Here is a 13626-nt window from a genome sequence, read left to right as displayed (position 1 = left end):
CCGCAAAGAACGCATGAGCAATCCCTGACACTCTCGCAGCCGGAAAAGATCGTTTGCCGCTTTCGTGGGGTTGTTCACAGGAGTGGGATCCAATTCACAGGACAATCCCAGCAACTCTGTCGCCCCATAAGATTTATGTAAATGCCCCCAGGGGCGGTACATCGCCTCCGATGTACCGCCCCTGGGGGCCGTTTTTCCATTCGGCCTTACGGTTTTCCTCAGCCCTCGCCGACGCCCAGCTTCTCCAGGATCAGCTCCTTGACGCGGGCGGCGTCGGCCTGGCCGCGGGTGGCCTTCATGACCGCGCCGACCAGGGCGCCGGCCGCGGCGACCTTGCCGCCGCGGATCTTGTCCGCGATGGCCGGGTTGCCGGCGATGGCCTCGTCGACGGCGGCGGTCAGGGCGCCCTCGTCGGAGACAACCTTCAGACCGCGCTTCTCGACGACCTCGTCCGGGGTGCCCTCGCCCGCGAGAACACCCTCGATGACCTGGCGGGCCAGCTTGTCGTTCAGATCGCCGGAGGCCACCAGCCTGGTGACCCGGGCGACCTGTTCCGGCGTGATGGCCAGCTCGTCCAGGGCCTTGCCCGACTCGTTGGCGCTACGGGCGAGTTCGCCCATCCACCACTTGCGGGCGGAGGCCGCGTCGGCACCCGCCTCGATGGTGGCGACGATCGGGTCCAGGGCACCGGCGTTGAGGATCGCCTGCATGTCGGTGGCGGAGATCCCCCACTCCCCGAGCAGCCGGGTGCGGCGCACGAGGGGCAGCTCCGGCAGACCGGCGCGCAACTCCTCGACCCACTCGCGCGAGGGCGCGACCGGCACCAGGTCCGGCTCGGGGAAGTACCGGTAGTCCTCGGCCTCTTCCTTCACCCTGCCCGAGGTCGTCGAACCCGTGTCCTCGTGGAAGTGACGGGTCTCCTGGATCACCGTGCCGCCGCCGCTGAGCACGGCGGCGTGGCGCTGGATCTCGAAGCGGGCCGCTCGCTCCACCGAGCGCAGCGAGTTGACGTTCTTGGTCTCGCTCCGCGTGCCGAACTTGTCGCTGCCCCTGGGCATCAGCGACAGGTTCACGTCGCAGCGCATCTGGCCCATCTCCATACGGGCCTCGGAGACGCCGAGCGCCCGGATGAGCTCGCGCAGCTCACGGACGTACGCCTTCGCCACCTCGGGAGCGCGCTCGCCGGCACCGACGATCGGCTTGGTGACGATCTCGATCAGCGGGATGCCGGCGCGGTTGTAGTCGAGCAGCGAGTGCTGCGCGCCGTGGATACGGCCGGTGGCACCGCCGACGTGCGTCGACTTGCCGGTGTCCTCCTCCATGTGGGCGCGCTCGATCTCCACGCGGAAGGTCTCGCCGTCCTCCAGCTGCACGTCGAGGTAGCCGTTGTAGGCGATCGGCTCGTCGTACTGGGAGGTCTGGAAGTTCTTCGGCATGTCCGGATAGAAGTAGTTCTTCCGGGCGAAGCGGCACCACTCGGCGATCTCGCAGTTCAGGGCGAGACCGATCCTGACCGCGGACTCCACACCGGTCGCGTTGACGACCGGGAGCGAGCCGGGCAGGCCGAGGCAGGTGGGGCAGGTCTGCGAGTTCGGCTCGGCGCCGAGCGCCGTGGAACAGCCGCAGAACATCTTGGTCTTGGTGCCGAGTTCGACATGGACCTCGAGGCCCATGACGGGGTCGTACGACGCCAGCGCGTCCTCGTACGACACCAGGTCGGTCGTAGTGGTCACGGTGAAACTTCCCTCTCAGCCCAGCAGGACGTCGTCGTCGCCCAGCCGCTTCAGCTCCCGGACGAGGATGGCGAGCCCGGTGACGATGGCGGCGGCGGACACCGCGGCGTCGATCAGGCGCAGCGTGTCGTTTTCGAGGCGGGCCTTCTTGACCTGCTTCGCGACACCGATCGCACCGAACGCGGTGGTGGCGATGGACAGGTACGTACCGGACTTGGACTTCTTGAAGCCCTTGGCCTTGGACAGTGCCTTACTCACAGCGACGGAGCCTCCTCGAGCAGCGGGTGGCCCCACTTTTCCACGAAGGCGGCCTCGACGGCGGCGCCCACCTTGTAGAGCCGGTCGTCCTTCATCGCCGGGGCGATGATCTGCAGGCCGACCGGGAGGTTGTCCTCCGGAGCAAGGCCGCAGGGCAGTGACATGGCGGCGTTGCCGGCCAGGTTGACCGGGATGGTGCACAGGTCCGCGAGGTACATCGCCATCGGGTCGTCGGCACGCTCGCCGATCGGGAAGGCGGTGGTGGGGGTCGTGGGCGACACGATCACATCCACCTGCTCGAACGACTTCTCGAAGTCGCGGGTGATGAGCGTACGGACCTTCTGGGCGGAGCCGTAGTACGCGTCGTAGTAGCCGGAGCTGAGCGCGTACGTGCCGAGCATGATGCGGCGCTTGACCTCGGGGCCGAAGCCCGCCGCACGGGTGAGGGAGGTGACCTCCTCGGCGGAGTGCGAGCCGTCGTCGCCGTCGCGCAGGCCGTAGCGGAGACCGTCGAAGCGGGCGAGGTTGCTCGAACACTCGCTCGGGGCGATCAGGTAGTACGCGGCGAGCGCGAGGTCGAAGGAGGGGCAGTCCAGCTCGACGATCTCGGCGCCCAGCTCCTTGAGGAGGGCGACGGACTCGTCGAAGCGCTGCAGGACACCGGCCTGGTAGCCCTCGCCGCGGAACTGCTTGACGACACCGACGCGCAAGCCCTCGACGGAGCCGTTGCGGGCGGCCTCGACAACGGGCGGTACGGGCGCGTCGATGGAGGTGGAGTCCAGCGGGTCGTGCCCGGCGATGACCTCGTGCAGCAGAGCCGCGTCGAGGACCGTACGGGCGCAGGGCCCGCCCTGGTCGAGGCTGCTGCTGAAGGCGACCATGCCGAAGCGGGAGACACCGCCGTACGTCGGCTTGACGCCGACCGTGCCGGTGACGGCGGCCGGCTGGCGGATGGAGCCGCCGGTGTCGGTGCCGATGGCGAGGGGCGCCTGGAAGGAGGCGAGCGCGGCGGAGGACCCGCCGCCGGAGCCGCCGGGGATGCGGGTGAGGTCCCACGGGTTGCCCGTCGGCCCGAACGCACTGTTCTCGGTGCTGGACCCCATGGCGAACTCGTCCATGTTGGTCTTGCCGAGAATGACGACGTCGGCGGCCTTCAGCTTCTTGGTGAGGGTCGCGTCGTACGGCGGGATCCAGCCCTCGAGGATCTTGGAACCGACGGTGGTCGGGATCCCCTCGGTGGTGAAGATGTCCTTGAGCGCGAGCGGTACGCCGGCCAGCGGGCCGAGCTTCTCACCGCGCTCCCGCTTCTCGTCGACGGCGCGGGCCTGGGCGAGCGCGCCCTCGCGGTCGACGTGCAGGAAGGCGTGCACCTTCTCGTCGACGGCCTCGATCCGGGCGAGGTGCGCCTCGGTGACCTCGACGGCGGTGAGCTCACCGGAGGCGATCTTCTCGGCGGTCTCGGCGGCGGTGAGCCGGATGATGCTGTTCTTGTCCGTCATGGCGGGCTACTCCTCCCCCAGGATCTGCGGCACCTTGAAACGCTGCTGCTCCTGGGCCGGGGCGCCGGACAGCGCCTGCTCGGGGGTGAGCGACGGACGGACCTCGTCCTGGCGCATGACATTGGTCAGCGGCAGCGGGTGAGAGGTCGGCGGTACGTCTTGGTCGGCGACCTCGCTGACGCGGGCGACCGCGCCGATGATGTCGTCGAGCTGGCCTGCGAAGTGCTCGAGCTCTTCGGGCTTCAGCTCCAGACGCGCCAGCCGGGCGAGGTGGGCGACCTCCTCGCGCGTGATGCCAGGCATGCAGCGATCCTCTGGGGTGAGTGTGTGTCGTTTGCGCCCAATCCTATGGCGCGACCGCGGATGCCTGCGCCTGGGTTTGCCGGTCGCCGCCCGCCCCACGGGCTCCGAGGGCAGGACCCTCGGGCTCCGGGGAGAGCCAGGACGGTCTCCAACGGGACACCGGGACGGCCCCGCTGGGCCGGCACGGGTTCGGGCGCGTGAGCAGGGGAATCACAACGCCCGGGATCGCGCAGCCGCGCGTCGGACTGCTCCGCGGGAACGCGCAGCAGCGCTTCGGACTGCTCCGCGGAAACGCGCAGCAGGCAGATCGGACCGCTCCGCGGGAACCCGCCACAGGTGCATCGGACCGCCGCGCGACAGCCCGCCGCAGGCGCGTCAGACCGCTGCGGGAACCCGCGCAGGCGCATCGGACCGCCCCGCGGGAACCCGCCACGGGCGCGTCGGACCACCCCACAGGAACCCACCGCAGGCGCGTCAGACCGCTGCGGGAACCCGCGCAGGCGCATCGGACCGCCCCGCGGGAACCCGCCACGGGCGCGTCGGACCTCCCCACAGGAACCCGCCGCAGGCATGTCAGACCGCGCCGTGGGAACCCACCGCAAGCACGTCAGACCGCCACGAAAACCCGCCGCGGCGCCTCTGACCCACCGGGACCCCGCCGCAGGCGCATCGAACCGTCGCGCGGCAACGCGCCGCAGGCGCATCGGGCCACCGAGCAGGAACCCAGCCGCAGGCAGGACAGACCGCCCCGCGGGAACCCACCGCAAGCACGTCAGACCGCCGCGGGAACCCACCGCAAGCACGACCGCCACGAAAACCCGCCCCGGCGCCTCTGACCCACCGGAACCCCGCCGCAAGCGCATCGAACCGTCGCGCGGCAACGCGCCGCAGGCGTGTCGGGCCGTGCACGGTCAGTCGCCGACGGCGGTGCACCCCCGCGGGAAGGCCCGCACCCGACGGACGGCTCGCACGCGTGGGCGGGTGGGAAAAATGAGCCGCCCACCCGGCCGCAGCCGACCGACGGCCACGGCCGTGAACTACTCCTCGGCCGATGCCGCAGGCAAGGCCGCCCGGGACCTCTGCCACCCCCGCGCCCCCCGTGCCCGCAGCCACGCCGTCGTCTCCTCCGGAGGCATCGCCGCGGCGACCAGCCAGCCCTGCACCGCGTCGCACCCCAGGTCGCGCAAGCGCTCCCACGTCTCGTCGTCCTCGACCCCCTCCGCGACGACGAGCAGCCCCAGCGAGTGCGCGAGGTCCACTGTGCAGCGCACGATCTCCGCGTCCTCCGCGTCCACCGCCAGCCGCGCCACGAACGAGCGGTCGATCTTCAGCTCGCTCACCGGCAGCCGTCGCAGATGCACCAGCGACGAGTACCCCGTGCCGAAGTCGTCCAGCGACATCTTCACGCCGTGCCCGGCCAGCCCGGCCAGCGTGTCCGCGGCCCGCTGCGGATCCTCCAGCAGCACATGCTCCGTTATCTCCAGCTGCAGCGCTCCCGCGGGCACCCCGTGCCGCGCCAGCCGCGCGGCCACCGCCCCCGCGAAGCCCGGCGTGTGCACGTCCCGCGGCGAGACGTTCACGGCCACCGGCACCCGCAGCCCCTGGGCCCGCCACTGCGCCACCTGCCCGAGCGCCGTCTCCAGCACGTACTCCGTCAGGTGCGGCATCAGCCCGGACGACTCCGCGATCGCGATGAACTCGTCCGGCGGAACCTTCCCGCGCTCGGGATGCACCCACCGTACGAGCGCCTCCAGCCCGGCGACCTGTCCGTCGAAGCGGACCTTCGGCTGGTAGTGCAGCTCCACCTCGTGCGCATCCAGCGCGCGCCGCAGATCCCCCAGCAGCCCGAGCCGGTCCGGCGTGTTCGAGTCCCGCTTGGACTCGTACACCTCGACGCCCGTACGGTCCCGCTTCGCCTGGTACATCGCGACGTCCGCCCGCCGCAGCAGCCCCTCCGCGTCGAGCGCGTGGTCGGGGAAGACGGCGACCCCGGCGCTGGCCTCCAGGACGAGCGTGAGCCCGTCCAGGTCAAGAGGTGAGCTGAGCGCGGCGACCAGGTTGCGCGCCGCCCGGGACGCGGACGTCGTGGAGTCCGCGACGGGCAGTAACACGGCGAACTCGTCGCCCCCGAGCCGCGCGGCCTCCGCCCCGCGCGGCAGCGCCAGCTTCAGCCGCTCTGCTATCTGCAGGAGCAGCCGGTCCCCGGCGAGATGGCCGAGCGTGTCGTTCACCGACCGGAAGCGGTCGAGGTCTATCAGCATCAGGGCGGACCGCGCCCCGATCCGCTCGGCGTCGTCGAGCGCCGCCCAGGTGCGCTCCAGCAGCCACTGCCGGTTGGGCAGCCCGGTCAGCGGGTCACGCAACTGCTCCTCGGCCCGGGCGCGGGCTATCCACAGGGTGGAGTCGAGAGCGATGAGCGGGATGGAGAACAGCGGCAGCAGGATGGGCTTGGCCGCGGCGACCACGCAGACCAGCGGCGCGATACCGAGCAGCGCGACGGCGACGAGTCCGTGCCGGACCAGGGCCGTACGGGCGACGGTGGGCAGCCCGCCGGCGCGGGGCGCATGCAGGTACCACAGCAGCAGCCGGGTCACCGCGAGATACGCGGTGGCGACGAGAACGACCTGAGGTGCGGCGTAGAGGGTCCAGCTCTGCGGATTCCAGGGCGCCTCGACGGTCGGGACGCGTCCGAAGACGGCCAGGACGAGCGCTGCGGCGCCGATGCCGAGGATGTCGACCGCGCCGTGCAGTATGCCCTGCCGCCAGCGGCCGAGCCGGGCTATGCCCACCAGCACGACGACGGTGAGGCTGACCATTCCGGCGGGCACCCAGCCGTAGAGCAGCAGGACGGCGAGGGTGAGAGCGGCGCCCGAGCCCGTGCCGCCCCACCAGCGGGCGCGGCCGAGCGCGACGAGGTGGCCGACGATGATGCCGGTGAGCACGGCCAGGGACCAGCCGACGGTGCCGGACGGGAAGAGCGCGTGGTGTCCGCCGAACGCGTGATAGAAGCCCGCGCCGAGGACGAACCCGGCGCCCGCGACGACCGCCGCGGGCAGCGCCGGCCAGGACATGTGCCGCTCGCTGTCAGGGCCGGTCAGCAGGGCGGCGGGCCCGGAGACGAGCGGACCGGCTCCGGGGGCGGCCCCCGGTACCGGTCCGATGCCCGGGACACTCCTCGGTGCGCCCGGAATGCCGGGGACGCCTCCCGGCGCGGGCATCATGCCGGAAAGGGCCCCCGGCACGGCGCTCCGGTCGTCCACGCCCGCGCGCGCCGACGAATGCGCTGTCCGGCGGCCCGCACGCCAGGCGCCGGATATCCGGCGCAGGCGCAGCCGTGAGTCCGGGGCGGCGCTCTCGGTCGGTTCCATTCCCGTCCCTCTCACAGCCGGCGGTGCCCACGCCACGCGGCCCGATGCCCGACAGACCGTCAACGGCACCGCGTCTGAAAACCCACCACGCGTTCGGGCACGGCAGGCGCACACCTCAACAGTAGGCCGCAGAAGGCTTCCACGGGCAGCGGTCGTCGACGGTTGCCCGAATACGCCCCGGCCACCCGTATGCATCTGGTATGCGCCAAACGGGTGGCCTTCAACCGCTACTCCCCGATCGGAAGGGCGACTTCGGCCGCCGCCTCCGGTCCCTGCTCGAGCAGGACACCGAAACCGTCCTCGTTGAGAACAGGCACCTTGAGCTGCATCGCTTTGTCGTATTTGGATCCGGGATTGTCACCCACAACGACGAACGATGTCTTCTTCGAAACCGAACCGGTCACTTTCGCGCCCTGGCTCTGCAGCGCCTCTTTGGCGCCGTCGCGAGTGAAGTGTTCAAGGGTGCCGGTGACGACGACCGTGAGCCCCTCCAGCGGACGCGGTCCCTCGTCCTCCGCGGAGCCCTCCTCCTCCATACGGACGCCCGCGGCCTTCCACTTTCGGATGATTTCGCGGTGCCAGTCCTCGGCGAACCACTGCTTGACCGCGGCGGCCACGATCGGGCCGACTCCGTCGGTGTCCTTGAGCTCCTCCTCGGTCGCCTGATCGATACGCTCGATGGAGCGGAACTCGCGGGCCAACGCCTCCGCCGCCACCGGGCCGACGTGACGGATCGACAGGCCGGTGAGCATGCGTGCGAGCGGGCGTTCCTTGGCTGCCGCGATGTTGTCCAGCATCGCGATCGCGTTCTTCTTGGGCTCGCCCTGCTGGTTGGCGAAGACCGTGACGATCTTCTCCTCGCCGGTCTTCGGGTCGCGCTTGGGCAGGCCGCTGTCCTGGTCCAGGACGTACGCCTTGATGGGCAGCAGCTGTTCGACGGTGAGGTCGAACAGGTCGCCCTCATCCTTGAGCGGCGGCTCGGAGGGCTCCAACGGCTTGGTGAGGGCCGCGGCGGCCACGTATCCGAAGTGCTCGATGTCCAGCGACTTGCGGCCCGCGAGGTAGAACAGGCGCTCACGCAACTGAGCCGGGCACGTACGCGCGTTCGGGCAGCGGAGGTCGACGTCGCCCTCCTTCATGGGCCGCAGCGGTGTACCGCACTCGGGGCACTCGGCCGGCATCACGAACTCGCGCTCCGTGCCGTCCCGCAGGTCGACGACCGGGCCGAGGATCTCCGGGATGACATCACCGGCCTTGCGCAGCACCACCGTGTCGCCGATGAGCACGCCCTTGGCCTTGACCACGTCCTGATTGTGCAGGGTGGCGAACTCGACCTCCGAGCCCGCGACCGTGACCGGCTCGACCTGCGCGTACGGCGTGACCCTGCCCGTACGGCCCACGCCCACGCGGATGTTGATGAGCTTGGTGTTGACCTCCTCGGGCGCGTACTTGTACGCGATCGCCCAGCGCGGGGCGCGTGAGGTGGAGCCCAGGCGGCCCTGGAGCGGGATCTCGTCGAGCTTCACCACCACCCCGTCGATCTCGTGCTCCACGGAGTGACGGTGCTCGCCGTAGTACGCGATGAACTCCCGTACCCCGTCGAGGTCGTCGACCACCCTGTTGTGCTTGGCGGTGGGCAGGCCCCAGGTGTGCAGCAGGTCGTACGCCTCGGAGAGGCGGGTGAGGCCTTCGAAGCCCTCCAGGGCGCCGATGCCGTGGACGACCATGTGCAGCGGGCGGGTGGCCGTGATGCGCGGGTCCTTCTGACGCAGGGAACCCGCCGCCGCGTTGCGCGGGTTGGCGAAGGGCTTGTCGCCGCCCTCCACCAGGCGGGCGTTCAGCTCCTCGAACTTCTCCATCGGGAAGTAGACCTCGCCGCGGATCTCCACGAGGTCCGGGACACGGTCGCCCTTCAGGCGGTCCGGAATATCCGCGATCGTACGGACATTGGGGGTGATGTCCTCGCCGGTGCGACCGTCGCCGCGGGTCGCCGCGCGCGTGAGGCGGCCGTGCTCATAGGTGAGGTTGACCGCGAGGCCGTCGACCTTCAGCTCGCACAGGAAGTGGTACTCGGAGGTGCCCACCTCCCTGGCGACGCGGTCGGCCCAGGCGGCGAGCTCCTCGTCGTCGAAGGCGTTGTCGAGGGAGAGCATGCGTTCGCGGTGCTCGACGGCAGTGAACTCCGTCTCGTACGCCCCCGCGACCTTCTGGGTCGGCGAGTCGGGGGTGCGCAGCCCGGGATACTCCTCCTCCAGCGCCTCCAGGGAGCGCAGGAGCCGGTCGAACTCCGCGTCGCTGATGACGGGAGCGTCCTTCACGTAGTACCGGAAGCGGTGCTCCTCGATCTGCTCAGCGAGCTGCGCGTGCTGCTCCCGCGCCTCGGCGGGCACCGTCGTCTCCGCTTGCTTGTCGCCGGCCACCGTGTTGTCCTCCCGTTACTCTGGGTTGTCCGCGAGGGATCTCGCCGCCCGGACGCAGTGGGCGAGCGCCCTGCGTGCGTAGTCCGGGGAAGCACCCGCGAGCCCGCACGCCGGCGTGACCGTCACCGCGTCCGCGAGAAGCCCCGGACGCAGCCCCAGCCTGCGCCACAACGTCCTGACACCCATGACGCTACCGGCAGGGTCTGACAATGGGCCGTCCGTGCCCGGTACGACGCCGACGAAGAGCCGGGTCCCCCCTTCCACCGCCTCTCCGATCGCGTCGTCGTCACGCTCGGTGAGGAGCGAGAAGTCGAAGGAGACCCCGGCCACGCCCGCCCTGCGCAGGAGGGCGAACGGGACGTCCGGTGCGCACGAGTGGACCACGACCGGGCCGTCGGCGTGAACCCCGATGACGTCCCGCAGCGTCGCTTCGACGACCTGCCGGTCCACGGCCCGGTGGGTGCGATAGCCGCTCGCGGTCCTCACCTGCCCACGCAGTACTGAGGTGAGCGACGGCTCGTCGAGCTGCAGCACGAGCCGGGCACCGGGCACGCGCCGCCGTACCTCGTCGAGGTGGAGCCGCAGCCCCTCGGCCAGCGACCCGGCGAGATCGCGGCAGGCGCCGACGTCGGAGAGCGCCGCCTCGCCGTTCCTCAGCTCCAGCGCGGCGGCCAGCGTCCAGGGCCCCACCGCCTGCACCTTCAGCGGCCCCTCGTACTCCTGGGTGAACTCCTCCAGGGCGTCCAGGTCCTCGCCGAGCCACGACCGTGCCCGCTTGGTGTCCCGCCCCGGCCGGTCCCCGAACCTCCAGCCGCTGGGCTCCACGCGCGCGTACAGGTCGACGAGCATCCCGGCGGTCCGCCCGATCATGTCCGCACCGGGCCCCCGGGCCGGCATTTCGGCCAGAAACGGGAAGTCCTCGAAGCTCCCAGTGACGGTCTTGGCCGCCTCCCGCGCGTCCCCACCGGGCATGGACCCGACGCCGGTGGCGGCACCGAACCTGATCTGGCTGTTTTCACTCACCCCCGCAGCCTAGGCCCTCCGGGGGTGGGGTCGGCCGGGGCGCCGTCTGCTGGGAAGCGCCCGGTGGTGTTGCTGCCGTCCCGGGGGGTTGCGCCCCCAGACCCCCATCGGCCTGACGCAGGCCTCGTCCTCAAGCGCCGGACGGGCTGGTTGTCACACCGTCCGGGAAAGGCCTCAACGCCGGTACGCCCCGCGCCGCTCCAGAAAGTCGAGCAGCCCCGCCGGGTCGGCGACCTGGAGGTTGTTGCGGAAGCGGCCGCGCTCCCAGGCGATGTCGGTACGGCCGTGGTAGCTGCCGCTCCCGATGAACTCGCCTTCGGCGTCCAGCAGGGCGAGCGTCAGGCTGCCGTAGCAGCGGCAGATGTCGTCCAGGAAGTCACCGGCCGTGGTCAGAGCCCGCAGCTCCGCCAGCTCCTCCGGATCGCAGACCTCACCCAGGACCGGGCGCTCGGCGAGCGGTCCGCCGTCGTCCCCGCCCTCCAGGACCAGTGCTGCCTCGGTACGCCCCCAGACCTCGTCCAGCCAGATGCGGATCTCGTCACCGCTCGCCACGTCGTCCAGCCACTCCAGGCTCATCGCCCCGGCCGCACCGTCAGGTCGTTGACCTCCGCGTCCCTCGGCAGGTCCAGGCACATCAGGATCGCCGTCGCCACCGACTCGGGGTCGATCCACAGGGAGGGGTCGTACTGCTTGCCCTCCTGCTGGTGGACCTTGGCCTGCATCGGGCTCGCCGTGCGGCCGGGGTAGACCGAGGTGACCCGGACGCCGTTGGCGTGCTCCTCGTGGCGCAGGGAGTCCGCGAGCGCCTTCAGGCCGTGCTTGGAGGCCGCGTACGCCGACCAGTCCGCGTGCGCGTTCAGGCCCGCCCCCGAGTTCACGAACACCACGTGACCGCGTGCGGTGCGCAGTTGGGGCAGGAAGTGGCGGGTCAGCTCGGCGGGCGCGATCAGGTTGACGTTGAGCTGGTGGCGCCAGGCCTTCGGGGTCAGCTCGCCCACCGGGCCCAGGTCGACCACGCCCGCGATGTGCAGAAGGGAGTCCACCCGGTCCGGCAGGCTCTGGTGCGAGAACGCCCAGGACAGCCTGTCGGGGTCGGCGAGGTCGCCCACCAGGGTCTTCGCCCCGGGGAACTCTGCCGCCAGCTCCTTGGCCCGCCCCGCGTCGCGCGCGTGCAGCACGAGGTCGTCCCCGCGCGCGTGCAGGCGGCGGGCCACGGCCGCGCCGATACCGGAACCCGCCCCGGTGATCACATGAGTAGCCATGTCGGCCATGCTCGCATCACCGCCCTAGCGGATCCCGAGCGACTCCTCCAGATACGCCAGCGCCCCCACCGGCTCCTGGGCGAAGAACACCAGGTCCGCGAGCGGCCGCGGCAGGAAGCCCTCGTCCTCCATGCGCCGGAACTGCTCCTTGAGTCCGTCGTAGAAGCCCGCCGTGTTCAGGAGCACCACCGGCTTGTCGGTGTGCCCGTGCTTCTTCAGCTCCAGGATCTCCGTCGCCTCGTCGAGCGTCCCGGTCCCGCCGACCATGATGACGACAGCGTCGGCGTTCTCCAGCAGCAGCCTCTTGCGCTCGGCGAGGTCCTTCGCGATCACCATCTCGTCGGCTCCCGCCCGGGCCTTGGCGGCCAGGAACTCCACGGAGACGCCCAGCAGCCTTCCGCCCGCCTCCTGCACCCCGTCGGCCACGACCTTCATGAGGCCGACGTCTGAGCCGCCCCATACAAGCGTGTGCCCGCCCTTGCCCAGCAGTGCCGCGAATTCCCGGGCGGGTCGTGTGTAGTGGTCGGCGAGGTCGGCGGCGGAGAGGAAGACGCAGATTTTCATGCCGCAACCGTACGCGGGAACAACCGGGGCCCCGCGAGCGCTTTTCCGGTATGACCGAAGGACACACCATCACCATCGAGCAAGGCGACCAGCACGTGCGCGTGGTGCACGGAGGACAGGTCCTGGCGGAGAGCGACCGCCCCCTCGTCCTGCGCGAGACCGGCTGTCCCCCGCGGTACTACATCCCCGCCGAGGACGTACGCCTCGACCTGCTGACCCCGTCGGACACCCACACCGTCTGCCCCTTCAAGGGCACCGCCTCCTACTGGTCCCTGCCGGACGCGGCGGACCTCGTATGGGCGTATCCGGACCCCAAGCCGGACGTCGCCCCCATCAAGGACCACTTCTGCTTCTACGAAGCAGAAGTGTCGTGACCGATTAATGCCACGGTCTGCGGCAGTCTTCACAGACATGGACCAGCAGACCATCTCGCGCGACGGCACGCCCATCGCGTACCAACGCACCGGACAGGGCCCGGCCGTCGTCCTCGTGAGCGGCGCGATGTCCACGGGCGCCACGGTGGCGCCCCTGGCCGCGCGCCTCTCGGACCGCTTCAGCGTCGTCGTGTACGACCGCCGGGGCCGTGGCGGGAGCGGTGACACGGCGCCGTACACGGTGGCCCGCGAGGTCGAGGACCTCGCGGAGCTCATCGAGGCGGCGGGCGGCGAGGCGGCGCTGTACGGCATCTCGTCGGGCGGCGCGCTGGCGCTTCGGGCGGCGGCGAGCGGACTGCCGGTCCGTGAGGTCGCCGTCTACGAGACACCGTTCGCGGACTACGGGGGCGGGGTGCAGGAGCGCGCGGAGTACACCCGGAATCTCACCGAGGCGCTCGCGCAGGGCAGGCGCGGGGACGCGGTCGAGCTGTTCCTCAGGCTCACCGGTATGGCGCCGCAGATGATCGCGAACGCCCGCCAGTCCCCCATGTGGGCCGCCATGGAGGCGATCGCACCGACTCTCGCCTACGACGACGCCGCGATGGGCGACGGCCTGGTGCCCCGGGAGCGGCTAGCCTCGATCACCGTCCCGGTCCTGGCCGTCGCGGGCGGTGCGAGCCCCGAGTGGCTGCGCAGGGCGACCAGGGCGGTCGCGGAGGCGGCCCCCCAGGGCACGTACCGCGCTCTGGAGGGCCAGACCCACATGGTGGATCCCGAGGTGCTCGCGCCGGTCCTCGCGGAGTTCTTCGCGGGTTAGCGGGG

12 protein-coding genes are annotated in these 13626 nt (G+C 71.0%); 2 read left to right on the top strand and 10 right to left on the bottom strand.

Annotated features, from left to right (window positions below):
• Positions 1–218: 218 nt before the first annotated feature.
• From gatB to ABT186_RS10485, 10 genes are all read right to left on the bottom strand, one after another.
• The gene (gene gatB / locus ABT186_RS10530) at positions 219–1733 is read right to left on the bottom strand and encodes an Asp-tRNA(Asn)/Glu-tRNA(Gln) amidotransferase subunit GatB (protein WP_351228213.1); all 1515 of its coding nucleotides are present in this window, start codon (positions 1731–1733) and stop codon (positions 219–221) included.
• Between the two features lie 15 nt (positions 1734–1748).
• Positions 1749–1991, bottom strand: a complete 243-nt coding sequence (locus tag ABT186_RS10525; protein ID WP_351228215.1) for a hypothetical protein — start codon at positions 1989–1991, stop codon at positions 1749–1751.
• Positions 1988–3490, bottom strand: a complete 1503-nt coding sequence (gene gatA, locus ABT186_RS10520; RefSeq protein WP_351228217.1) for an Asp-tRNA(Asn)/Glu-tRNA(Gln) amidotransferase subunit GatA — start codon at positions 3488–3490, stop codon at positions 1988–1990. The genes ABT186_RS10525 and gatA overlap by 4 nt, the downstream gene beginning before the upstream one ends.
• A 6-nt stretch (positions 3491–3496) precedes the next feature.
• A complete protein-coding gene (gatC, locus tag ABT186_RS10515; protein ID WP_351228219.1) occupies positions 3497–3793 on the bottom strand; it encodes an Asp-tRNA(Asn)/Glu-tRNA(Gln) amidotransferase subunit GatC in 297 nt (98 codons plus the stop codon).
• 1037 nt (positions 3794–4830) lie between these two features.
• The gene (locus ABT186_RS10510; protein WP_351228221.1) at positions 4831–7161 is read right to left on the bottom strand and encodes a putative bifunctional diguanylate cyclase/phosphodiesterase; all 2331 of its coding nucleotides are present in this window, start codon (positions 7159–7161) and stop codon (positions 4831–4833) included.
• 227 nt (positions 7162–7388) lie between these two features.
• Entirely contained in the window at positions 7389–9581 is a 2193-nt protein-coding gene (ligA, locus tag ABT186_RS10505; protein WP_351924499.1) for an NAD-dependent DNA ligase LigA, read from the bottom strand.
• Positions 9582–9596: 15 nt separating this feature from the next.
• Positions 9597–10604 (bottom strand): methionine synthase, encoded by a 1008-nt coding sequence (locus tag ABT186_RS10500; RefSeq protein ID WP_351924497.1) that lies wholly within the window; start codon positions 10602–10604, stop codon positions 9597–9599.
• Between the two features lie 174 nt (positions 10605–10778).
• Entirely contained in the window at positions 10779–11180 is a 402-nt protein-coding gene (locus tag ABT186_RS10495) for a hypothetical protein (RefSeq protein ID WP_351924495.1), read from the bottom strand.
• Entirely contained in the window at positions 11177–11875 is a 699-nt protein-coding gene (locus ABT186_RS10490) for an SDR family oxidoreductase (protein ID WP_351228229.1), read from the bottom strand. Before ABT186_RS10490 ends, ABT186_RS10495 begins: the two co-directional genes overlap by 4 nt.
• A gap of 15 nt (positions 11876–11890) precedes the next feature.
• The gene (locus ABT186_RS10485; RefSeq protein ID WP_351228231.1) at positions 11891–12430 is read right to left on the bottom strand and encodes an LOG family protein; all 540 of its coding nucleotides are present in this window, start codon (positions 12428–12430) and stop codon (positions 11891–11893) included.
• A gap of 50 nt (positions 12431–12480) precedes the next feature.
• Between ABT186_RS10485 and ABT186_RS10480 the strand changes: the two genes are divergently transcribed.
• Together ABT186_RS10480 and ABT186_RS10475 are read left to right on the top strand one after the other, a co-directional pair.
• Complete coding sequence (locus ABT186_RS10480) at positions 12481–12804, top strand: DUF427 domain-containing protein (RefSeq protein WP_351228233.1); 324 nt, start codon at positions 12481–12483, stop codon at positions 12802–12804.
• A 37-nt stretch (positions 12805–12841) separates the two neighbouring features.
• Positions 12842–13621, top strand: a complete 780-nt coding sequence (locus ABT186_RS10475; RefSeq protein ID WP_351924493.1) for an alpha/beta fold hydrolase — start codon at positions 12842–12844, stop codon at positions 13619–13621.
• The last annotated feature ends 5 nt before the right edge of the window (positions 13622–13626 follow it).

The sequence above is a fragment of the Streptomyces sp. NPDC001634 genome (assembly GCF_040298185.1).
GTDB lineage: Bacteria > Actinomycetota > Actinomycetes > Streptomycetales > Streptomycetaceae > Streptomyces.
The sequence above is the reverse complement of the archived record's forward strand: the minus strand, read 5'-3'. Positions and strand labels throughout refer to the sequence as shown.

Coding starts and splice junctions, on each gene's coding strand:
- ABT186_RS10495 (WP_351924495.1), bottom strand. CDS start 11,180: ATGAGCCTGGAGTGGCTGGACGACGTGGCGAGCGGTGACGAGATCCGC.
- ABT186_RS10485 (WP_351228231.1), bottom strand. CDS start 12,430: ATGAAAATCTGCGTCTTCCTCTCCGCCGCCGACCTCGCCGACCACTAC.
- ABT186_RS10490 (WP_351228229.1), bottom strand. CDS start 11,875: ATGGCCGACATGGCTACTCATGTGATCACCGGGGCGGGTTCCGGTATC.
- gatC (WP_351228219.1), bottom strand. CDS start 3,793: ATGCCTGGCATCACGCGCGAGGAGGTCGCCCACCTCGCCCGGCTGGCG.
- ABT186_RS10480 (WP_351228233.1), top strand. CDS start 12,481: ATGACCGAAGGACACACCATCACCATCGAGCAAGGCGACCAGCACGTG.
- gatA (WP_351228217.1), bottom strand. CDS start 3,490: ATGACGGACAAGAACAGCATCATCCGGCTCACCGCCGCCGAGACCGCC.
- ABT186_RS10510 (WP_351228221.1), bottom strand. CDS start 7,161: ATGGAACCGACCGAGAGCGCCGCCCCGGACTCACGGCTGCGCCTGCGC.
- ABT186_RS10475 (WP_351924493.1), top strand. CDS start 12,842: ATGGACCAGCAGACCATCTCGCGCGACGGCACGCCCATCGCGTACCAA.